The organism is Eubacteriales bacterium, from assembly GCA_041390245.1.
In the GTDB taxonomy this organism is placed as follows: Bacteria; Bacillota; Clostridia; order Christensenellales; family JAWKQI01; genus JAWKQI01.
In genome coordinates this window covers 118,028-138,840 of the sequence record JAWKQI010000005.1, presented here as the reverse complement: position 1 = coordinate 138,840, position 20,813 = coordinate 118,028, and the positions used below count along the sequence as shown (strand labels likewise).

Annotated in this window: 17 protein-coding genes, 2 tRNA genes, 1 pseudogene and 1 riboswitch; of the genes and pseudogenes, 16 read left to right on the top strand and 4 right to left on the bottom strand. The window is 38.6% G+C overall.

The features are described 5' to 3' along the window. The first annotated feature begins 109 nt into the window (after positions 1 to 109). From R2876_07345 to R2876_07330, 4 genes and pseudogenes are all read left to right on the top strand, one after another. On the top strand, positions 110 to 808 hold the full coding sequence (locus R2876_07345) for a DNA alkylation repair protein (protein ID MEZ4358411.1): 699 nt from the start codon (positions 110 to 112) through the stop codon (positions 806 to 808). Between the two features lie 104 nt (positions 809 to 912). Continuing rightward, positions 913 to 3,609 (top strand): preprotein translocase subunit SecA, encoded by a 2,697-nt coding sequence (secA, locus tag R2876_07340; GenBank protein MEZ4358410.1) that lies wholly within the window; start codon positions 913 to 915, stop codon positions 3,607 to 3,609. 12 nt (positions 3,610 to 3,621) lie between these two features. Next, positions 3,622 to 4,720 (top strand): annotated as a pseudogene (gene prfB / locus R2876_07335) (peptide chain release factor 2). A 22-nt stretch (positions 4,721 to 4,742) separates the two neighbouring features. Then, the gene (locus R2876_07330) at positions 4,743 to 5,252 is read left to right on the top strand and encodes a flavin reductase family protein (protein MEZ4358409.1); all 510 of its coding nucleotides are present in this window, start codon (positions 4,743 to 4,745) and stop codon (positions 5,250 to 5,252) included. Positions 5,253 to 5,295: 43 nt separating this feature from the next. On the opposite strand, the gene R2876_07325 is transcribed toward R2876_07330, so the two are convergent. Further along, the gene (locus tag R2876_07325) at positions 5,296 to 6,321 is read right to left on the bottom strand and encodes a DUF3048 domain-containing protein (protein ID MEZ4358408.1); all 1,026 of its coding nucleotides are present in this window, start codon (positions 6,319 to 6,321) and stop codon (positions 5,296 to 5,298) included. Positions 6,322 to 6,472: 151 nt separating this feature from the next. Between R2876_07325 and yabP the strand changes: the two genes are divergently transcribed. From yabP to R2876_07275, 10 genes are all read left to right on the top strand, one after another. Next, positions 6,473 to 6,766 carry a sporulation protein YabP gene (gene yabP, locus R2876_07320; GenBank protein ID MEZ4358407.1) on the top strand — a complete coding sequence of 98 codons (294 nt, stop codon included), beginning with the start codon at positions 6,473 to 6,475 and terminating at the stop codon, positions 6,764 to 6,766. An 11-nt stretch (positions 6,767 to 6,777) separates the two neighbouring features. Continuing rightward, positions 6,778 to 7,107: a spore cortex biosynthesis protein YabQ gene (yabQ, locus tag R2876_07315; protein MEZ4358406.1), complete on the top strand. Its 330-nt coding sequence runs from the start codon at positions 6,778 to 6,780 to the stop codon at positions 7,105 to 7,107. A gap of 63 nt (positions 7,108 to 7,170) precedes the next feature. Continuing rightward, on the top strand, positions 7,171 to 7,455 hold the full coding sequence (locus tag R2876_07310; protein MEZ4358405.1) for a septum formation initiator family protein: 285 nt from the start codon (positions 7,171 to 7,173) through the stop codon (positions 7,453 to 7,455). Between the two features lie 52 nt (positions 7,456 to 7,507). Beyond that, positions 7,508 to 8,398, top strand: a complete 891-nt coding sequence (locus R2876_07305; GenBank protein ID MEZ4358404.1) for a hypothetical protein — start codon at positions 7,508 to 7,510, stop codon at positions 8,396 to 8,398. Positions 8,399 to 8,438: 40 nt separating this feature from the next. Next, positions 8,439 to 8,564, top strand: a riboswitch (FMN riboswitch). Between the two features lie 90 nt (positions 8,565 to 8,654). Then, a complete protein-coding gene (locus R2876_07300; protein ID MEZ4358403.1) occupies positions 8,655 to 9,260 on the top strand; it encodes an ECF transporter S component in 606 nt (201 codons plus the stop codon). An 86-nt stretch (positions 9,261 to 9,346) separates the two neighbouring features. Then, positions 9,347 to 9,423 (top strand) — tRNA-Met (locus R2876_07295). A 51-nt stretch (positions 9,424 to 9,474) separates the two neighbouring features. Next, positions 9,475 to 9,551, top strand: a tRNA-Met gene (locus R2876_07290). Between the two features lie 323 nt (positions 9,552 to 9,874). Then, the gene (locus R2876_07285) at positions 9,875 to 11,986 is read left to right on the top strand and encodes a hypothetical protein (protein ID MEZ4358402.1); all 2,112 of its coding nucleotides are present in this window, start codon (positions 9,875 to 9,877) and stop codon (positions 11,984 to 11,986) included. Between the two features lie 220 nt (positions 11,987 to 12,206). Beyond that, positions 12,207 to 12,716, top strand: a complete 510-nt coding sequence (locus R2876_07280; protein MEZ4358401.1) for an RNA polymerase sigma factor — start codon at positions 12,207 to 12,209, stop codon at positions 12,714 to 12,716. After that, positions 12,697 to 13,437: a hypothetical protein gene (locus R2876_07275; GenBank protein MEZ4358400.1), complete on the top strand. Its 741-nt coding sequence runs from the start codon at positions 12,697 to 12,699 to the stop codon at positions 13,435 to 13,437. The genes R2876_07280 and R2876_07275 overlap by 20 nt, the downstream gene beginning before the upstream one ends. 66 nt (positions 13,438 to 13,503) lie before the next feature. On the opposite strand, the gene R2876_07270 is transcribed toward R2876_07275, so the two are convergent. Next, complete coding sequence (locus tag R2876_07270; protein MEZ4358399.1) at positions 13,504 to 14,997, bottom strand: sodium:solute symporter; 1,494 nt, start codon at positions 14,995 to 14,997, stop codon at positions 13,504 to 13,506. A 337-nt stretch (positions 14,998 to 15,334) separates the two neighbouring features. On the opposite strand from R2876_07270, the gene R2876_07265 reads away from it, so the two are divergent. After that, positions 15,335 to 15,799, top strand: coding sequence for a methylated DNA-protein cysteine methyltransferase (locus R2876_07265; protein ID MEZ4358398.1), 465 nt, complete (start codon positions 15,335 to 15,337; stop codon positions 15,797 to 15,799). Between the two features lie 234 nt (positions 15,800 to 16,033). Here the strand turns inward: R2876_07265 and R2876_07260 are convergent, their stop codons facing one another. Together R2876_07260 and R2876_07255 are read right to left on the bottom strand one after the other, a co-directional pair. Beyond that, on the bottom strand, positions 16,034 to 18,505 hold the full coding sequence (locus R2876_07260; protein MEZ4358397.1) for an FAD-dependent oxidoreductase: 2,472 nt from the start codon (positions 18,503 to 18,505) through the stop codon (positions 16,034 to 16,036). Positions 18,506 to 18,738: 233 nt separating this feature from the next. Beyond that, positions 18,739 to 19,413, bottom strand: a complete 675-nt coding sequence (locus R2876_07255) for an NlpC/P60 family protein (protein ID MEZ4358396.1) — start codon at positions 19,411 to 19,413, stop codon at positions 18,739 to 18,741. A gap of 156 nt (positions 19,414 to 19,569) precedes the next feature. Between R2876_07255 and R2876_07250 the strand changes: the two genes are divergently transcribed. Then, positions 19,570 to 20,805 carry an LL-diaminopimelate aminotransferase gene (locus R2876_07250; protein ID MEZ4358395.1) on the top strand — a complete coding sequence of 412 codons (1,236 nt, stop codon included), beginning with the start codon at positions 19,570 to 19,572 and terminating at the stop codon, positions 20,803 to 20,805. The last annotated feature ends 8 nt before the right edge of the window (positions 20,806 to 20,813 follow it).

The window sequence follows — 20,813 nt, the reverse complement described above, 5'->3', positions numbered from 1 at the left end:
TAAAAGCGCTTTTTTTACCCCTTAATTATATATGAATTTATTTTATACTATGCTAAAATGCAAAGTATAAGTTTAATACATAAAATCGATATATAAGGGTGCTTAAAATATGGAGTTTACTTTAGTGCAATACCAAAATTTATTATTAAAACTTTCCTCTTTAAGCGACGATAAGTATAAAAAGTTTACAGAAAAACTTATTCCTTCGCCGGTTAAAATATACGGTGTTTCCCTGCCAAAACTGCGCCTTATAGCTAAAGAAATAATAAAAAGTGATTGGCGAGGTTTTTTAGCAGTAGTATCAGATGATTCTCACGAAGAACTTTTGCTCCAAGGCATAGTAATATCATATGCAAAAACCGATATAGACGAAAGGTTAAAATATACTTTGGGCTTTGTCAATAAAATAAACAACTGGGCGGTATGCGATACTTTTTGTTCCAGTTTTAAACCAAGCGAAAATGAAAAGCAAAAAGTTTTTAATTTCATTTGCGGGTACCTACCTTCCAAAGAAGAATTTGAACTGCGTTTTTTCATAGTTATGCTTATAAGCAGTTTCATTGACGAAGAGCATATAGATTTTATATTAAAAACCCTTAACAATATTAAACACGAAGGATACTATGTCAAAATGGCTGTGGCCTGGGCTCTATCCATTTGTTTTGTTAAATTTCGGGGCAAAACTTTATCTTTACTTGAAAATAATGAACTGGATGATTTTACGCATAATAAAACAATCCAAAAAACCTGCGAATCCTTTAGAGTAAGCAGCGAAGATAAAGAAATGATTAAAAGGCTCAAAAGATAGCTTTAATATTTTAAATAAATAGTTAAATAAGCTTAATTTAATTGAATAAATTTATTAATGCTGATAAAATAATAAAGTCTTTATCTAAATAAAGAGGTGATAAAATGGGACTTTTTGAAAAACTGCTTTCGCCATCTAGCGAGTTGCAATTAAGGCCGCTTAGACGTCAGGCCGATAAGGTAATAACCTTAGAACCACAATTTGAAAAACTCTCAAACGCTGAACTAGCCGCTAAGACAGCGGAATTTAGGGAACGTTATTCAAAGGGAGAAACTCTTGATTCTCTTTTACCTGAAGTCTTTGCTCAAGTGCGGGAGGCTTCCTGGCGTATTTTAAATATGAAGCACTATTATGTCCAGATTTTAGGAGGAATTGCACTTCATAACGGAAATATAGCCGAGATGAAAACAGGCGAAGGAAAAACACTTGTCGCTACCCTTCCAATATGTTTAAATGCATTATCCGGAGAAGGCGTACACTTAGTTACGGTAAACGATTATCTTGCAAAAAGAGACTCTGAATGGATGGGAAAAATTTATACCTTCTTAGGTTACAGCGTAGGCCTTATATTAAAAGATATGGATGCTTCATCCAGGCAAAAAGCATATGCCTGTGATATAACCTATGGAACAAACAACGAATTCGGGTTCGACTATTTGCGTGACAACATGGTCATATACAAAGAGCGTATGGTTCAGCGCCCATTAAATTATGCGATAGTAGACGAAGTAGACTCTATTTTGATAGACGAAGCCAGAACCCCTCTTATAATTTCCGGCCGAGGAGATAAATCTACGGAGATGTATACCCTTGCAAACAAATTCGTTAAGTCATTAAAAGATGAAGTAGACTATACCTCTGATGAAAAACAGCGCACTATTAATTTAACAGACGACGGTATTAAAAAAGCAGAATCTTTCTTTAAGGTAGAAAACCTAAACGACATAGAAAATACAGAGCTAAACCACCACATTACACAGGCTCTTAAGGCAAACCGCCTCTGGCATAAAGACAGGGACTATGTCGTCGTAGATAACCAGATAATAATAGTAGACGAATTTACAGGGCGTTTAATGACAGGCAGGCGTTATTCAGACGGGCTTCATCAGGCTATCGAAGCAAAGGAAAACGTCCACGTCAAAAATGAATCTAAAACACTTGCTACTATAACATTCCAAAACTATTTCAGGATGTATAAAAAGCTAGCAGGAATGACAGGTACGGCAAAGACAGAAGAAGACGAGTTCAATGATATTTACAACCTAAATGTTATAGAGATACCAACACACAAACCAATGATCAGGAACGATCTAAACGATATAGTCTATGCAACTGAGAACGCAAAGTTCGATGCCGTCGTAGATGAGATATCTAGAGTGCATAGTACTGGCCAGCCTATTTTGGTTGGTACCGTTTCTGTTGAAAACAGTGAAATACTTAGTAAAAAACTGGCCCATCGCGGTGTCTCACACCAGGTCTTAAATGCCAAGTACCATGAAAAAGAAGCGGAAATAGTCATGCAGGCGGGTAAATTAAATACCGTTACAATAGCAACTAACATGGCAGGCCGCGGAACCGATATTATACTTGGCGGCAATCCGGAAGCTATGGCGAAACTTGAACTAAGGCGTGAAGGTATAGACCCGGAACTTATAGAAAAAGCGCTTTCCTTTAACGAAATAACAGACGAAGAGCTAATAAATATCAAAAAATCTTATGAAAATTACTTAGATAAATTTAAAGCTCAAACAGATACCGACCATAATAAAGTCGTTGATTTAGGCGGGCTTTACATAATCGGAACAGAACGGCATGAAAGCCGCCGTATAGACAACCAGCTTAGAGGCAGAAGCGGAAGGCAGGGCGACCCGGGGAAATCTAAATTTTACATATCATTGGAAGACGACTTGATGCGCCTGTTTGGCGGTGAACGTATAAAGATGCTTATGTCCAGGATAGACCCTGACGGTACTATGCCCCTTGAGTTTAAAATGCTTACAAAGCAAATAGAAAACTCCCAAAAACGGATAGAATCTAAAAACTTTGATATAAGGCGCAACGTATTAAATTACGACGACGTTATGAACAAACAGCGTGAGATAATATACATCCAGCGTCGGCAAGTTCTGACAGGCGAAGAAGTTAAAAATAATATACTCGATATGATAGAAACTTTAGTGGATAATTCTCTTGATTTATATTGCCCGCCAAATTCTTATCCGGAAGAATGGAACTTAACATCTTTAGCAGAATATTTATCAAGGCTATTTCATGTTAAAGAGCTAAATTTATATACGGAAGACGAAGTTGTCTCTTTGACCCACGAGGAATTAAAAGAACGAATCTTAAAAGCGGCTTCAGATTTGTATGAACAAAGAGAAAAAGAATTTATCGATTCCGGATTCAATATGCGCGATATAGAACGTATAGTGATGCTTCGTTCTGTAGATTCTAGATGGATGGACCACATAGATTCTATGGATCAGTTAAGACAGGGCATAGGGCTACGCGCTTACGGCCAAAGAGATCCGCTGGTCGAATACCGTATGGAAAGCTTCGATATGTTCGATGAAATGATTAAAAATATACAAGAAGAAACTGTTAACGCAATCTATGGGGTTACCGTTAGAAAGGTCCCTGAGAGAAAGGCTGTTGCAACTGCAACGTCTACCTCGGCTCCAAGCGAAAATACTGCTTCAAAAAATACTGCAGCTACAGGCAAAAGAAAAATAGGCAGAAACGAATTTTGCCCCTGCGGAAGCGGGAAAAAATATAAAAATTGCTGCGGAAGAAACGAATAAGGATGTGATACTTTGATACAGCTAGACGAACTTTATGCTTCACTTAACAAAGCCGATCAAATGCTAAAAGAGGCAGGTGATTCACTTTGACCTGCCTAGACTTCAGCAAGAGCTAGACGGCCTAAAGGAGCAAATGAACCAAGAAGGCTTTTGGGAAGACATAGAAAATGCTTCCCGAGTCAATAAACACATAAAACCCCTCGAAGATAAGATAAATTCATTCAGTGCCCTAACTAAAAGGCTTGAAGATGTAAAAACCCTGCTTGAGCTTTCAGAAGAAGAAGGCGAAGAGGGCATGTTAAAAGAATGTGAAGAGGAAATTACTTCTCTTTTAGTCGAAGTTGAGGATATTAGGCTTAAATCCTTTTTGTCCGGGAAATATGACTACTGTAATGCGATACTGTCTTTGCATGCAGGAGCCGGCGGGACCGAAGCACAAGACTGGGTCTCTATGTTATACCGAATGTATCTAAGGTACTGCGAGAAAAAAGGCTTTACCGTTAAAGTGCTAGACTATTTAGACGGCGACGAAGCAGGCATAAAAAGCGTTACATTTATGGTTGAAGGCCTCAATGCCTATGGTTACCTGCGTGCAGAAAAAGGAGTGCACCGCTTAGTCAGGATATCCCCTTTCGATGCGGCTAAGAGGCGCCATACCTCTTTTGCATCTCTTGACGTTATGCCTGAAATAGAGGATGATGAAGACATAGAAATAGATACAGATGACCTAAGGATAGATACATACAGGGCTTCCGGTGCTGGCGGCCAGCACGTTAACAAGACGGATTCCGCAATCAGGATAACCCATCTGCCAACTGGAATAGTAGTCCAGTGCCAAAATGAACGCTCGCAGATACAAAATAAAGAGACGGCTATGAAAATGCTAAAATCAAAGCTTTTGGAAAAACGCGAAGAAGAACGCATTAAAGAAATGAAAGATTTGAAAGGCGAAGTCAAAAAAATAGAATGGGGCAGCCAAATCCGCTCTTATGTCTTCCACCCGTACACTTTGGTCAAAGACCATAGAACAGGTACTGAAAACGGGAATATCCGCGCAGTGATGGATGGCGACATAGAGCCGTTTATAAACTCATATCTTATTATGAGCTGAAAATTTAAAGGAGGAAAAGAAAATGGAAAATAACTTTGTTGAAATACCGCCTAGTGAGTTAACCGGCAATGTATTTTCACTCATGGATAAAGACTGGATGCTTATAACAGCTAAAAAACCAGACGGAAAAATCAATACAATGACAGCGGCCTGGGGATGCTACGGTATTTTATGGCGCCGCCCTGTTGCAGTATGTTATATACGCCCGCAGCGATATACTTTGGAATTTGTAAACAGCACAGACCGCTTTACCCTTAATTTTTTAGAAGACGGCCATAGAAAAGACATGAATTACTGTGGAACTGTCTCCGGCAGAGATGAAGACAAGATAGCCAAATGTGGCTTTACTCTTTTAGGAGATCCGCCGTATTTCGCCGAATCAAAGATTGTCATATTTGTCAGAAAGCTGTATTGCCAGCGCTTGGATGAAGAGTGCTTTATAGATAAGTCGATAATACCGCAGCTTTATCCGGAAGCAGATTTCCATTATACTTTTGTAAATCAAATTGAAAAAGTCTATATAAAAAAATAAGAGATTTAAAAAAGAGCGGTTACTTAACCGCTCTTTTTTATTTTTAACTAAACACTATTGTATTAGTATCAGGCTGAATATGTATCCAGGTATTCCCCGGATGAAGTTCTATCTGCTTACCGTTGTCATCATAAAATACAGTGCCGGAGTCGTAGCTCGTCTTCTTCCATGTTCCCGTGATATGTTTACCACCGATAAAAAACTCCGCCTTGCCTTCACCGACCAAGTCTATATTTTTTCTGCCGCCGCTGTCATTTTTTATAACATAGACATTTGCATATTGCACGATAACATTTGTAACTTCCACCGCATTTCCCGTAGCTGCATCTGTAAATTTTTTACCGCTCATGCTTCTTACATAAACGTCTTTGCCGCTATCATAATTATATTCAACAAAATACTTGTTAGATGAAGAAAACGGTATCCCTATTCTCGTTGCCGTAGACGTGCCATAATCTTTTGTACTTGAAAACAGAAGCGTATTTAAGGCTACTTGTGTATAATCGATCTGCCCTACATCTACTGCAACATTTGTATATGCATTATGCGGGGCGCTCCTGGCAGATGATCTCCAGAAAAATTTAGAGTCCCTTCCCCAAACACCATTAATACGGACTTTAACACTGGCTGCATTGTCTCCGTATATGTAGGACTCTCTTCCTTCATCCTGCGGCCCGCCGTAATGCACAAAAGCCGCATCCCATTCCTGCTGCCATTTTATATAGTAAATACGTGCAGAACGTACCGGCCCTACCACTTCCGGATAGTTATCGTTAAATATGCACATAAAGCGTGTTATAGAAGATTCCACCGGTGCTTCATATACTATGTCCGCTGCCTGTATACCGGTCTGCGGACGTGCAGCGGATGAGTTTTCTATCATTACTGCAACCGGCTTATATTCTGTATTACCTGGAAGCCCCGTAGTTGGCGAACCCGCCTCTACTGTTACCGAAGGCTCTGGTTCTTGAGTTTGAGTAGCTGAGGTCTGCGGCTCTTCTTCACTGCCGCACGCGGTTATTGAAAAAAGCAATGCTATCGACAATAAAAATAACAATATCCTTTTCATAAAAACTCTCAAATCTTTCTTTAATTTTTAAAAGCTTTTTTAGCTTCATTTAATAATATAATTATTGACTTTTAAAGTCAATAATTTAGCATATTTAAATTTAATTATACGTATACATCTATAATATAAAAAGTACAAAAAGGAGAAAGCTATGCTAAAAGAGGACGAGGTCAAGCGCATATCGGACAAATCACATAAGGTGACCATTGATTCGCGTGAACGTGCAAATGTCACCGGAGTTTTAGACGTAGACAGTTTTAACGAAAATGAAATAATATTCATAACGACCTGCGGAGCAATAACCATAAATGGTGAAGATCTACATATAAACAGGCTAAACTTAGAGGAAGGCCAGCTTATTATAGACGGCGTTATACAGTCTTTAGATTACAGTGACCACGAAGAGCGGCGTAACCGTGGATTTTTCTCAAAAGTCTTTAGATAACGGAGGGATAAATGTCTCTTTACGAAAGCCAGTTTTATATTTTTCTTGTTGCGGTTTACGGTGGAATTATTGCGGGTTTGGCATACGAATTTTACCGGATTCTCCGTCGTATTTTTTTATCTAAAAAAATAACTACAGCTATCTTTGATACATTGTTTGCGGCGACTGCCGTTTTAATTTTCATATATGTTTCATATATAACAAGTTCCGGTGAACTCAGATTTTATGTGGTCTTAGGTTATGTAGCAGGATTTTTAATGTATAGCTTAAGTATATCCAGAGTATTTAACAGTATTTTTACCAAAATTATCAAACTTTTTATTAAAAACCCCAAAACGTAATTGACTTATTAGTGAAAAACGGTAATAGTATATATATACTAGCGTATAAAAGAGGTTTTTTATATGTCTATAGCAAAAAAAAGAAAAGTATCACCCAGATTTAAATTCTTTTTGCTGTTTTTGTGTGCAGTATATGCTGCTATTGTGTTTTTTAACCAGGAAACGCTTATAAGGTCTCAAAACGAAGAAATAGCCACACTTACCGAACAAAAAGAAGAAGCCGTAATTGAAAACCAATTTTCCGAGGAAAATATTTCTTATGTAACTTCAAATGAATACATTGAAAAAGTTGCAAGGGAAAAATTGGGCTGGATAATGGAGGGTGAAATAAAATTTAAAGAATCATGAAAGTGGTATAAGTATTTTTTATCTTTTTTTGATATTTATAACGTTTTAAGCAATGAGATACGCAATTATTGATATAGGTACAAATACCATTAGAATGATGATAGCAGATAAGGCTTTATCAGGCTTTAATGTATTTAGTAAAGAGCTTTTATTGGTACGCTTAGGCGAAGGGATATTAGACGGTATGATTACCGATGCTGCAACCAAGCGTGCAATAGATGCCCTTTTAAAATTCCGCGATAAAGCACAGTCACTAAATGCAGACAAGATAATCTGCTTTGGGACAAGCGCAGTTAGAGACGCTAAAAACAAAAAAGGATTCCTTCAAACTGTTTTTAATGAAACCGGCCTTAACATAGAAATTATTTCCGGGGCTGCAGAAGCCAAACTGGGTTTTTTAGGAGCGGTCGGTAAAAACGGTACTGGTGGAATAATCGATATAGGCGGCGGGTCCACTGAAATCATATTCGGTGAAAATGGCGTGCTCAACTATTCAAAGAGCTTCCAAGCCGGCGTGGTACGATGGCTATATAAGTACCCTGATGCAGACAAAATTGGCAAAAGCGTATACGATGAATGTGCGGAAATGGCTCATGAATTTTTTTCTGAACTTAACTTGCTTACCCCCGTTCTTCCTGTATACGGCATAAGTGGAACTGCAACCACGCTTTGCACCATGAAGTTAAAAATAGCAGATTACGATGCATCAAAAGTACATGGGCTTTGTTTAAAGCTTGACGAGATTGAAGAGATGGCAGATCTTTTAACGTCTACTACAATTGAGCAGCGGTATAATATAGTAGGCCTTGAAAAGTCGCGTGCTGATATCATTCCCTTTGGAGCAATAATACTTATATCTGTCATGCACTCTTTAAATCTAAACGAGATCGTCGTTAGCGACAGTGATAATTTGGAAGGATATTTAATTAAAAATTACAGTTGATTTTAAAGTCCTTTTGTGATATTTTAAATATAAATTAATAAATGAACTTCGGGGCAGGGTGAAATTCCCGATCGGCGGTAATGCATATATGCTAGCCCGCGAGCGTGAAGCTGAAATGGTGTGATTCCATTGCCGACAGTTAAAGTCTGGATGAAAGAAGATGTGTTTTAGAGAATTATTTGCCTCGGATTTTTATCTGAGGTTTTTTTATTTAAAATTTACATCTAAATGACCCCTTGGTTATTAGGAGGAAAAAATGAGCAGTAAAAAAATCAGAAAAATCACAATGACAGGTATGCTGTCTGCAATCGCAGCAATACTTATGGTACTGGAATTCAGCGTTCCGCTGATCCCGTCTTTTATTAAGATGGACTTTTCAGAGCTTCCCGCCCTTATAGCAACTTTCTCCCTCGGGCCTTTAAGCGGTGTTTCAGTATGCTTTATCAAAAACTTGATACACTTGCTTTTTACTACTTCCGGCGGAGTTGGCGAACTGTCTAACTTCATCTTAGGTGTATGCTTTGTATTGCCGGCAGGCCTTATCTATGAAAAGATGAAATCCAAAAAAGGCGCACTTATCGGTTCCTTAGTCGGGGCCGCTACAATGGCTATCGTTAGTTTATTTTCAAACTACTACATCGTATATCCTATATACACTGCATTTATGCCAATGGAGACTATTATATCTGCATATCAGGTATTCAATCCATCTGTCAATACCTTATGGGATGCGCTTTTAATGTTTAACCTGCCGTTTACATTTATCAAAGGGCTTTTAAGTGTGATAATAACAATTGTTATCTATAAAAAGCTCTCCCCTATACTTAAAGGTGAGAAGAATAAACTAAAATGTCCTGCATAAAATATAATTTAAACGGGTGAAATAAGTTGACTTTTATGTGAAAATATAATACAATATATTTTGCCGCTTTAATAGCGGCAAAACGTCGCGGGGTAGAGCAGTCTGGTAGCTCGTCGGGCTCATAACCCGGAGGTCGTTGGTTCAAATCCTTCCCCCGCAACCAATCTTATAGATGATTCGTCAGCTTACAATAGTTGGCGAATTATCGCGTTATGGCGGCGTAGCTCAGTTGGCTAGAGCATTCGGTTCATACCCGGAGTGTCGTAGGTTCGAATCCCACCGCCGCTACCAGCAGGCAGTGCCTGCAGCCAATATCGCGAACTAACTTAAAAAAGTTCGCGGTATTTTTTTATTAGCATATTTAAAAAGCCCTATACAGGAGCTTTTTTGTTTTATCTGCTTTACTTCCGTAACGGAAGCAGCACTCTCTTTAATGATACGATAATATATAAAAGTTAACAATATTGTTTTGCATAATTGTATATATAGTATCGTGTATATGGTATAATATTAGGAAATTTGATATTCTTAAATTCAATTAAACAAAAGTACTTTGGGCTTATTGGTTAGCCCTTAAAATAACCTAAATTTAATAAACCAGGAGTCTTTAAGCAGTGAAAAAACTATTGTCTGTTTTGCTTGTATTTACGATGATCTTCATCACAATGCCACAAATTTCTTCTCCGGCATTAGCACAAGTTGAGGCTACTGCTTCATCTGAACGTACAACAACACTTAATTTATACAACACTGCCGCGCTTAGGGCTTTAGCAGCAGAAGACGATGTAACTTTAGATGACGGCATTTACACAAATACGGTGCAGGGCTGGTCTTATGACACAAATTTAACTCCCAAAACGCTAACGCTTTCCGGCGTTAATATTAATGTTTCTTCTAACGACGAGACAACCTACGGCATCCATCTCCCTGCAAATTCAAAAATTGTTCTTGCTGATGGGACGACAAATACTATAAACGGAAGCGATATGAGCACTGGTTCCAGTTCCGCTATATACGCAGAGGGCACTTTGTCTATAGAAGGCGACGGTACATTGATTGCCGCAGGCGGTGACGCATCTTTAGATAGCTACGGCATAAGCTCATATGGCGGCACGATTGACATAAATGGAGGCACGATAACCGCAGATGGCGGTGACGCATCAAATGAATCCATTGGTATTTATGCTAACATGAATGAAGACGGTTACGGCGGCGTGATTAATATAAGCGGCGGTACGGTTTCCGCAACGGGCGCTACTGCAAAAGGTAGCAGCGGCATTCTAGCCAGAGGAAATAATGCTAGCGGCGGCGCTAAGGTTATTATAAGCGGTGGCGAGATTACTGCACTCGGTGGTACGTCATCTGAATATCAGTCTTTTGGTATCTGCGCAAAGTTCGGCAGAATTGCAATAAACAAAACCGCATGTATCAGTGCAACGGCTGGCTCAAGCAACAGTGTCAGCTACGGCATATATGCAGATGCAAATACAACTGAGGATGCTAATAACGGCAAAAACAAAAATGATGGTGAAATTACAATAAGCGGTGGTGAAATTACCGCACTTGGCGGCACGGCCGGTTCTAGCTATGGAATATTCGCAATCGGCGCCATAGAGATAAGAAAAAGTACTGTAAACGCAACCGGCGGTACTTCTACAAATGTAGGCACTACAGGAATTGCCTCTGAATCAGGAGGCATTACAATAGATGGAACTGAAACGACAGTTAATGCGACGGGCGGTACAGCTAAACTTTCCCGCGAGAACGCCGAAGAAGGCGGCTATGCTAATTCAATGGGCATTTATGCACTAGGCGGCGACGTATTAATAGACGATAATGCAGTTGTAAATGCATCCGGCGGCACAAGCGAAAGCGAAAGCATCTGCGGTATCCATTTAAACAAGAGCTTTCAGGACGGCAGCGGCGGTACACTGGCCATAGGCGGTGATGCAACTGTTACGGCTGTTGGCGGCATTATTGTCAATATGCAGAACTCTTTCGGCAACGCAGCGTTTATTGTAAACGGTAATGCTAGTGTCGACATTAGCACCGCAGACATAGAGGAAGGTGAAAACAGCGGCATTAGCATTACAAATGGATATATGATAATAAGCGAAAAAGCAAATGTTACCATCAATGCTGGTGGCGGGAAGTATAACAGCTTCGGAATTGTCATCGTCCTAGACAGCGAAAGCGTTGGTGACAATGCCGGCGAAAACGACGGCAAACTTATAATGACCGGCGGTAACCTTGAGGCCAGCAGTGCTAAAGCTAAAAACAGCAAGGCAATTTTTGCACAAGGCGATATCGAATTAAGCGGCGGTACAATTGTTGCTCAAAGCGGTGAAGCAACTGAGGAAACTAGCGCCGGAATTTCCTCCAACGAAAAAATCATCATAAACGGCTCCGCATATATCACGGCAAAAAGCGGTAAGGCAAAATCTTTATCTGCGGCGGTTTATGCAAACAGCGGAATTAAAATCGAGCCATCTCTCGCCGTTTTTACTCCTTTAGACGGAGGTGTGAGTAAAAATGGAAAATATATATCTGTAACTGACGGTGTTAATGATGATTACGCAACCGACGTTGAAATCGAGCCTATATCCGCAAGTAATACAAAAGTCATTATTTGGATAGCGTTGCCCGTTGCCATAGTGGTTGCAGGGCTTTTAATTGGGGTCATTGTGTTAATCCTCAAAAAGAAAAAGAGCCAAACTGAGGCTTAAAATATATATCTTCAGGAAAACATTAACATAACTGATTTAAGGCTCTATCATATGATAGAGCCTTATTTTTGTAACAATCCATTAATTCCATCTAGGGGATTGATTTTGTAAAATTTATGCCGATATTATAATATATAACTGATATGTTAGCTTAAGTAGAAAATTAACCGGACAAATTCTTTACCTCAATCGTTTAAAGTATAGGAGGTGATGGTTAAGCATGGGATCAAATTCTTTATTGCATACGGATGAAGAATTTGCAAAGGTATATAACCGTAATGTTAAACGTGTATACCAAATATGCTATCTTTATCTTAAAAACCGCCATGATGCACAGGACGCTTCTCAATCCATATTTGAAAAGTACCTTAATTTAAATAAATATTTTGAAAATGAGCATCATGAAAAAGCCTGGTTTATCACTGTGTCTAAAAATCACTGTAAAGACGAACTTAGAAAATTTTGGAGAAAAAAACGCGTCGATTTAAAAGAAATGCAGGTTCTTGCTACAAACAAAGACAGCGATGATCTTAACTTGGCTGCTGCACTTTTAAAATTGCCTTCAAAATATAAGGATGTGATTTATCTTTACTACATCGAAGGTTATTCTGTTAAAGAAATATCCAATCTGCTTAATCGTAAAGAAAGTACCCTGCGTAACCATCTATCTTCCGGACGCAAACTTTTGAAAATTGATCTTGGAGGTTATTATGAAAAAGAAGAACATTAAAGATACTTTTGAATCTTTTTCGCCATCTGAAGAACAGCAGGAAAACATCTACGAATCTATAATAAATAAACAGACAGGTAAGTACAAAAGAAAAGTGCATTTTAAAATTAAACTGGCGTATTCTGTTATTGCCTGTTTTATACTAGTATCAATAGCCGTATTCATAGTAAATACCCCTATCAGTAATAACAATGCAACTCAGCCATCTAAAGTAAACAGCTTACCAAGCACTTCAGATGGAAACGTTTTATTCAATGGTTTTATTTTAACAGCATATGCAGCAAATAACGAAAATGGATATTTAAGCGATAACTATATCAAAGAGGCTGAAAAGCTGGTGCTTTCACCATATGTCAAAATATTGTTATCTAAATATTCGCTTGCTATGAGCAGTGTACCCGGGCTTCCGTTCACCATTGACATAACAGATGATGAAAATGATATAAAAACAATAAATGTATCCACTAGCAGTGGAGAATTAAGTAAATGGGACTATAATACGGGTATCGTGTCAAATATAGGGCCCTCTGCCACAATTGATATCGGAGAAACTATTTACTGGTCGCCTGATTTTAACGATAATGCTTCTGATATAAAAGATATAACAATAACTGTCGATGCCTTGTCTAACGATACTATCGTAGGAAGGCAAACAATCTATATCTCCCAAGATGAAACGGGCTATTATTATGCGACAGTTGATAATCTTAAATTATTGTAATTTAATTTTTAGCACATAACAAAAAAGAGGCTTTTAAAAGCCTCTTTTTATTTACATCTTTACTTGCTATATTGCCTCTTCAGCAGCACCCGTTTCACCAAACACTGCTACTATATGCTCTTCATCGAATTTTTTAGTTAATTTGCTTACTATAGGCGTAACTATCAAGGAAAGTATCATTGCCATGGAACCGATTGCAGGTGCACTCATCCATGAAGGAAGTATGTTGCCTATAACGTTTAATATCATCAAAGGCACAACGACTACGATACCAGTCAGAAAACCTGCCCACGCTCCTGCCTTGGTCATGCCCTTCCAGCGGACGCCCAATAAGAACGGCGCTAAGAAGCAGCCGGATAAAGCGCCCCACGAGTAAGACATAAGCGTTACTATAGCCGCAGGCTTAAAGATAGCTATTATAAGCGAAAGAAGCACAAACAGCGCACAAAGCACCCTTAAGAGCGTCATTACGCTTTTATCCTTCATATTCGGTTTAAACGTATCTTTAACTAAGTCCATAGAAATAGATGATGCCGATACCAATACCAATGATGAAAGAGTAGACATTGAAGCGGCAAGCAGAAGTACTAGAATTAAAGCAAGAACTGCAGAAGGCAGCGCCGCGCCTAATACTGCTGGCATGATAGTGTCAAAGTTTTCCGGTGCTTCTGTTAAAAACAAACGCCCGAAAGTTCCTACAAAATATGCGGAACCGCCGATTAATAATGCAAACAGCGTTGAAATTATAGTTCCTCTTTTAATAGCACTCTTATCTCTTATTGCATAAAATTTATGAACCATCTGTGGCATTCCCCAAGTGCCTAGGCTAGTCAGTAATACAAGCGAAACCAGGGTTATTATGTTACCGGCCGAACCAAACGGCGAAGCTAAAGACGGATCGATTTCCGCAATTTTTGAAAGGCCTGCTGAAATTCCGCCGACTGCTTCATTACTTACAACAAACACAACCATTAGAATAATACCGAAAACCATGATAATACCCTGAATAAAATCAGTCATAGCTGTCGCGATATAGCCTCCTGCCAAAAGATATATTGCTGTAAGAACAGCCATGGCTACCATGCAGTATTCGTAACTTATCCCTAAAACGCTTTCAAAAAAGTATCCAAGCCCCTGATATACGCTTGCGCAATAAGGAACTAGAAAAACGAAAATAAGAAGCGCCGCAGTTATCTTCATCCCACGGGATTTATACCTCTTCAAAAAGAAATCCGGCATAGTAGAGGCATCCAGCCTCTGAGTAATACTGCGGGTCTGCCTTGCCATAAGCCTCCATACCAGCCATGTGCCTATGATTGCATTGGCAATTCCTATCCATGTTACGGAAAGGCCTAATTTCCACCCAAAGTTACCGGCATAGCCCATAAAAATTACTGCGCTAAAATACGTCGTGCCGTAGGCAAAAGCAGACATCCACGCGCCTATCTTCCGGCCGCCTAAAAAGAAATCATTAGTTGTTTTTGCTTTTTTTCTGGAATAAATTGCAATGAACAATAAAATTAAAACGTATGCACTAATAATAATGTACTGTAAAGCCATAAGTACCATCCTCCCATACTACACAATTTTAAGCAAAAAAATATAACCTACCATACTACTTTTCCTGCTATTTGTAAAATAATATTACTATAATAGATATTATTATGCAAGGAAAAATTGCATAATAACAGTCTATTTTAGCTTATTTAAACATCTAAAAATCGTAAAACTTAGATACTTAAAGTATCAATTTTTACTGTTATGTCCCTTTTCATATGTTTCCCTCACTCTTTTACACTCTATTTTTAAATATATCATTTTTGTCCTTTGTTTTCAATATTGGTATGTTTTTATGACATTATGATAAAATGGTATTAAATAAAAGGAGGCGCTTTATATGGCTAAGAAAACCTTTAATGAAAAACTTAATTTTACAGGAGACTTGCCAAAAATAGAAAATCTTAATAAAAAGCCGGAATTAGTTGCACGTTATAAAGCGGCTACTATGTTAATTGCCGCACCGATACAATATAACGAGGTAATGGCAAAAGTACCAAAAAATAAGCTTATTACTATAGATAAAATCCGTGAGCATCTTGCCCGTAAGGAAGGTGCGGATATCACATGCCCTCTTACGGCAGGTATTTTTATAAATATCTGTGCCAATGCCGCAGTTGAAAGAGAAGACAAAAATTTCCCATGGTGGCGCACTCTTAAGGCAAAAGGCGAACTAAATGAAAAATATCCTGGTGGATATGATAATCAAAAGTTAAAGCTTATAATGGATGGGTTTGAAATAGTACAAAAAGGCAAAAAATATTTTGTAAAAGACTTCGAAAAATATTTATGGGATATTACATAATAATTTTTTAGTTACTTAATACAAATTTTATATTTTAAGTATCATATCAATTTTTTGTGCATATACTACTATTGACGCCGTTACCGTATATACGGTAGTTTGGTGTTGACATAAGGGTTTAAGACCTCCGTTAATCGGTTCGCATAGCGTACTTAAAGAGGCTTAAACCCTTTATTGTTGTCGTAAATTAAAAGCCCTGCCGTTTTTTAAATGGTAGGGCTTTTAATTTATATTTTATATAAACAAGTTTACGTTTGATTCTTCTGCATCTCCTAAGTAGGCTGCAACTCCGCCAAGTTCAACACCGTTTATCAGTTCTTCCTCGCGGATGCCCATTACATCCATAGACATTGTACAGGCGATGATCTTAACTCCGTTATCCATAGCTTTTTTAACAAGCGTCTCCAAAGAATCTATATTTTTATCTCTCATGACCTTCTTCATCATAGCAGTACCCATGCCTGCCATGTTCATCTTGGATAATTTAAGTTTCCCTAGGCCTCTTGGCATCATTCCGCCGAACATAGACTCCACAAATGACTTTTTAACATGCTGCTTTTTTGGCTTTCTAAGCACGTTTAACCCCCAGAAGGTAAAGAACATAGTTACGTGGCGCCCCATAGCGGCCGCACCATTGGCTATTATAAAGGAAGCAATTACTTTGTCTAGATCTCCGCTGAATACTATAATAGTCTTGTTGTCGTTACCGCCGGAAACATTAGCGGGGACGGCTAAATCATTTTTAGCTATTCCCTTTTGTATATATACAAAATATTCGTTGCCGCGTTTCTCTGATTTAAGCAAAGTATTGCCTGTTCTTCTGCACCAAGCATCTATATCCCGTGCAAAGCCGGGATCCGTTGCCGAAACCTCTATTATCTGCCCGTCCTCAATTCCTTTTATAGTCTCAAACACTTTCATGATTGGCCCGGGGCACTGAAGCCCGCTGCAGTTTACCTGCACAGCAGTTACTATATCCCCCGAACGTACCTGTTCATTTTCTTTCATATCTTCAACGCCTCCCTCTTTGATTTGATCTGTTTCATCATGGAATACCGACCTAAAGAACATAGTTCCGCCAGGATATACCTTGACGTTTTCATACCCATTTTGCATCAAGACTCTCGCACCATTATACGACCTTGCGCCCATAGAGCAAAATACTACGATCTCCTTTGACTTATCTACTTCATCAAGTCTGTTTCTCAACTGATTAAGTGGAATAGCTTTAGCTCCCGGAATTTCATATGCAAGCCTTTCCATATCTTCACGAATGTCAAGCAAAATTCTGTTTTCGTCTTTTTCCTTAAGTTCATCCCACTTAACAAACGCAACTTTTTTAGTAATTATATTTTCAGCTACAAAGCCAAGCATATTTACCGGGTCTTTGGCTGAAGAATAAGGAGGCGCATAAGCAAATTCCAGTTCCTTTAAATCAATGACCGATGCATTTAACCTAATCGCCGTGGCAACCGTATCAATACGTTTATCTACACCTTCACGGCCTACTATCTGTGCACCGAAAATTTTACTTCCGTCCGGCGAAAATAAAATCTTCATCGTAAGCATCGTAGCTCCAGGATAATATCCTGCATGGGAATGCTGCAATACTATTGCCCTTTCATAGTCCTTACCATAAGTTAAGCCACGTTTTATCAGTAATTTTTCACTAGCCCCTGTCGATGCCGCAGTTAAATCAAACACCTTGGCTACAGAAGTCCCTTGTGTCCCTTCATACTTTTGATTTAATCCGCAGATATTGTCAGCGCATATCCTGCCCTGCTTATTGGCCGGGCCGGCTAACGGTATCATCGTACGGCTTTTATCTATAAAATCTTCAACTTCAATTACGTCACCTACCGCATAAATATCCGGGTCAGAAGTTTTTAAATATTCATCTACTACGATGCCGCCCCTTGCATTAAGTGTAAGACCGCAATCTGCAGCTAATTTACTGTTTGGCCTAACGCCGATAGCAAGGATAACAAGTTCTGCGCTTACTTCCTTGCCGCTTGATAGAGTGATATTTATAAAAGACTCTTCTTCTTTGAAACTTGAAACACCGTCTCCTAGGTGTAGGTTAACTCCATTTTGCCTTAAATTTTCATGAAGCAATTGCGCCATCTCAAAATCCAATGTAGGCATAACCTGTGGAAGCATTTCAACCAAAGTTACTTCGCATCCATTAGCGTGTAGATTTTCCACCATCTCAAGGCCGATAAAACCTCCACCTACAACAACAGCTTTTTTGACCTGTTTTTCGTCTATAAACTGTTTAATATTATCTGTATCAGGAATAGTCCAAAGCGTTTTAATGCGGTCAGAGTCTATTCCCGGTATTGGCGGCCTTATAGGAGAAGACCCTGTTGCCAATACCAATTTGTCATAGCTTTCTTCATAGGTTTCATCAGTATCGACCTTTTTGACTGAAACAGTCTTTTTCTCCCTGTCTATCGAAATAACTTCCTGCTTAATTCTTATATCTGTATTTATCTTCTTACTTAATTTTTCAGGTGTCTGTAACAATAAAGAATCCCTTGATTTTATAACATCGCCCACGTAATATGGAAGCCCGCAATTTGCGTAAGAAATATACTCTCCTCTTTCAAATAAAATGATCTCAGCCGATTCGTCAAGCCTTCTAAGCCTTGCTGCAGTACTGGCCCCGCCTGCAACTCCCCCGACTATTAATATTTTTTTGCTCATAAATACCCTCCTTACTTTCAGTAAGCAAATTACGAAAGAATATTAACTATTTTTATTATAATCATCAAAATTAAATATGATAGTGATTTAGTCACGGTATAGTATGTCCTAACTGCAATAAAATTCGCTAAAAGAAAAAAATTTAAACGTGCCGTTTATAATTTACGGTATTTTTGGCCTTATTATGGGCGGCGCGTTTTTTATATATATTTAAAAGCTTTTTATAAATAAAATTAATCTAGAAATGATAGACGTCTTGCGTAATTGAAAATGACGCCCCTAGTAGTTACAACCACATTGTCAAATTGTGCTGAACAGTGCGCGATAAGAGGGTCTCCGTTCTCGTTAAACCCGATACATATACCGACATGGTTTCCGTCTGAGCTGTTTGGTTCATACTGAAATATCAAATCTCCTGGTTCTACCTCGCTTAACTCAATTTCAAAAGACTTTTTCCATTGGTTGGTAGATCCGTTGCCGACTTTTTCTTCCATCTCTCTAAAAGACATTCCAAGCTGTATATAACACCAGGATATATATCCGGAACAGTCCAGCCCATAAGGGCGCATGCTTCCCGTTGTGTCGCTTCCTTGAGAGTCTACTTCCTTTAGTGTGCCCCATTCATCATCCCAGCCGATAGCGTCACTTTTACCGCCCCAAAAATAGTTGACTTTGCCAACAAGGGATACTGCCGCATCAACTAAAGCCTGCCTTTTAACTGAAAGGCCTTCATTTCTTGCAATTGCTTCATTTATTTTAGTTTGATCAAGTGGGTTATTATATTCGGCAACTTTAGCTGCACGGAATAAAAATATAGTTACTACTGCAATCGCAACCAATATTACCAATGCAGGAAGTATTATTCTTTGTGTGAATTTTGCGGTATTAAGTCTTTTTTCTTTTTCCAAAAGCTTAATCCTCTCTCAAGTTTGTATTTACATATATTCTATTATAAACATAAATTTTTAACAACATATATCACTTAAAAAGGCAAAAACCATTTGATATATTATCCTTTGTATAATACAATATCAATATATCTTTAACACAATAGGAGAATTAAGATGATCAAAATTAACGAAAACTATCTAAACCTTCAGGGAAGTTACCTTTTCTCCAACGTAGCAAAAAGGGTTTCAGCGTTTAAAGGCCAGCATCCCGATGCAGATATAATACGCCTTGGTATCGGGGATGTAACATTGCCTCTTTGCGATGCGGTTTTAAAAGCAATGAAGGCAGCTGTAGATGAAATGGGTTCTTCTTCTACTTTTCGAGGCTATGGCCCTGAACAAGGGTACGATTTTTTAAGAGAAGCAATTGTAAAAGGAGATTATATATCCCGTGGTATAGATATATCAGCAGATGAAATCTTTGTATCAGACGGTGCTAAATGCGACGTAGGGAATATTCAGGAACTATTCAGCGCTGACGCTAAAATAGCAGTAACAGACCCGGTTTATACGGTATATTTAGATACCAATGTAATGGCTGGCAGAAGCGGGCTTTTCAACGATAAAACAGGCTGCTATGAAAATATAGAATATATAACGGTATCGGCTGAAAATAACTTTATACCAGACCTTCCTAAAAACAATCCAGACGTTATTTACCTATGCTATCCCAACAACCCGACAGGCACTGTTTTAAATAAGGACGAGCTTAAAAAATGGGTGGACTTCGCAAGGCAAAATAAAGCGCTCATATTATTTGATGCCGCTTATGAAGCATATATAACGGAGCCGAATATTCCAAAAAGCATATATGAAATCCCAAATGCCAAGGAAGTCGCTATAGAATTTAAGTCTTTTTCAAAAACAGCGGGATTTACTGGTACCAGATGTGCATACACTGTCGTTCCAAAAGAAATTTTGGGATATGACAGCCGCGGCAAAGCACATTCCTTAAATGCTCTTTGGAACCGCAGGCATACGACTAAATTCAACGGCGTATCGTATATGACACAGAGGGGTGCCGAGGCTTGCTACTCAAAAGAAGGAAAAAAACAAATAGCAAATGAAGTAAAGTACTATCTTGAAAATACAAAGATAATTTTAGAAGGGTTAGCTTTAATAAACATAGCTGCTTACGGCGGTATAAACTCGCCTTATGTATGGCTTAAATGCCCTAAAGGCCTTTCCTCTTGGGAATTTTTCGATAAGCTTTTATCCTCCGCCTATATAGTCGGAACTCCTGGTGCAGGGTTCGGACGTGCTGGAGAAGGATACTTTAGATTAACCGGATTTAATACAAAAGAAAATACTTTAAAGGCTATTGAAAGGCTGTCCAATTTAAAACTTTAAAAAATAGT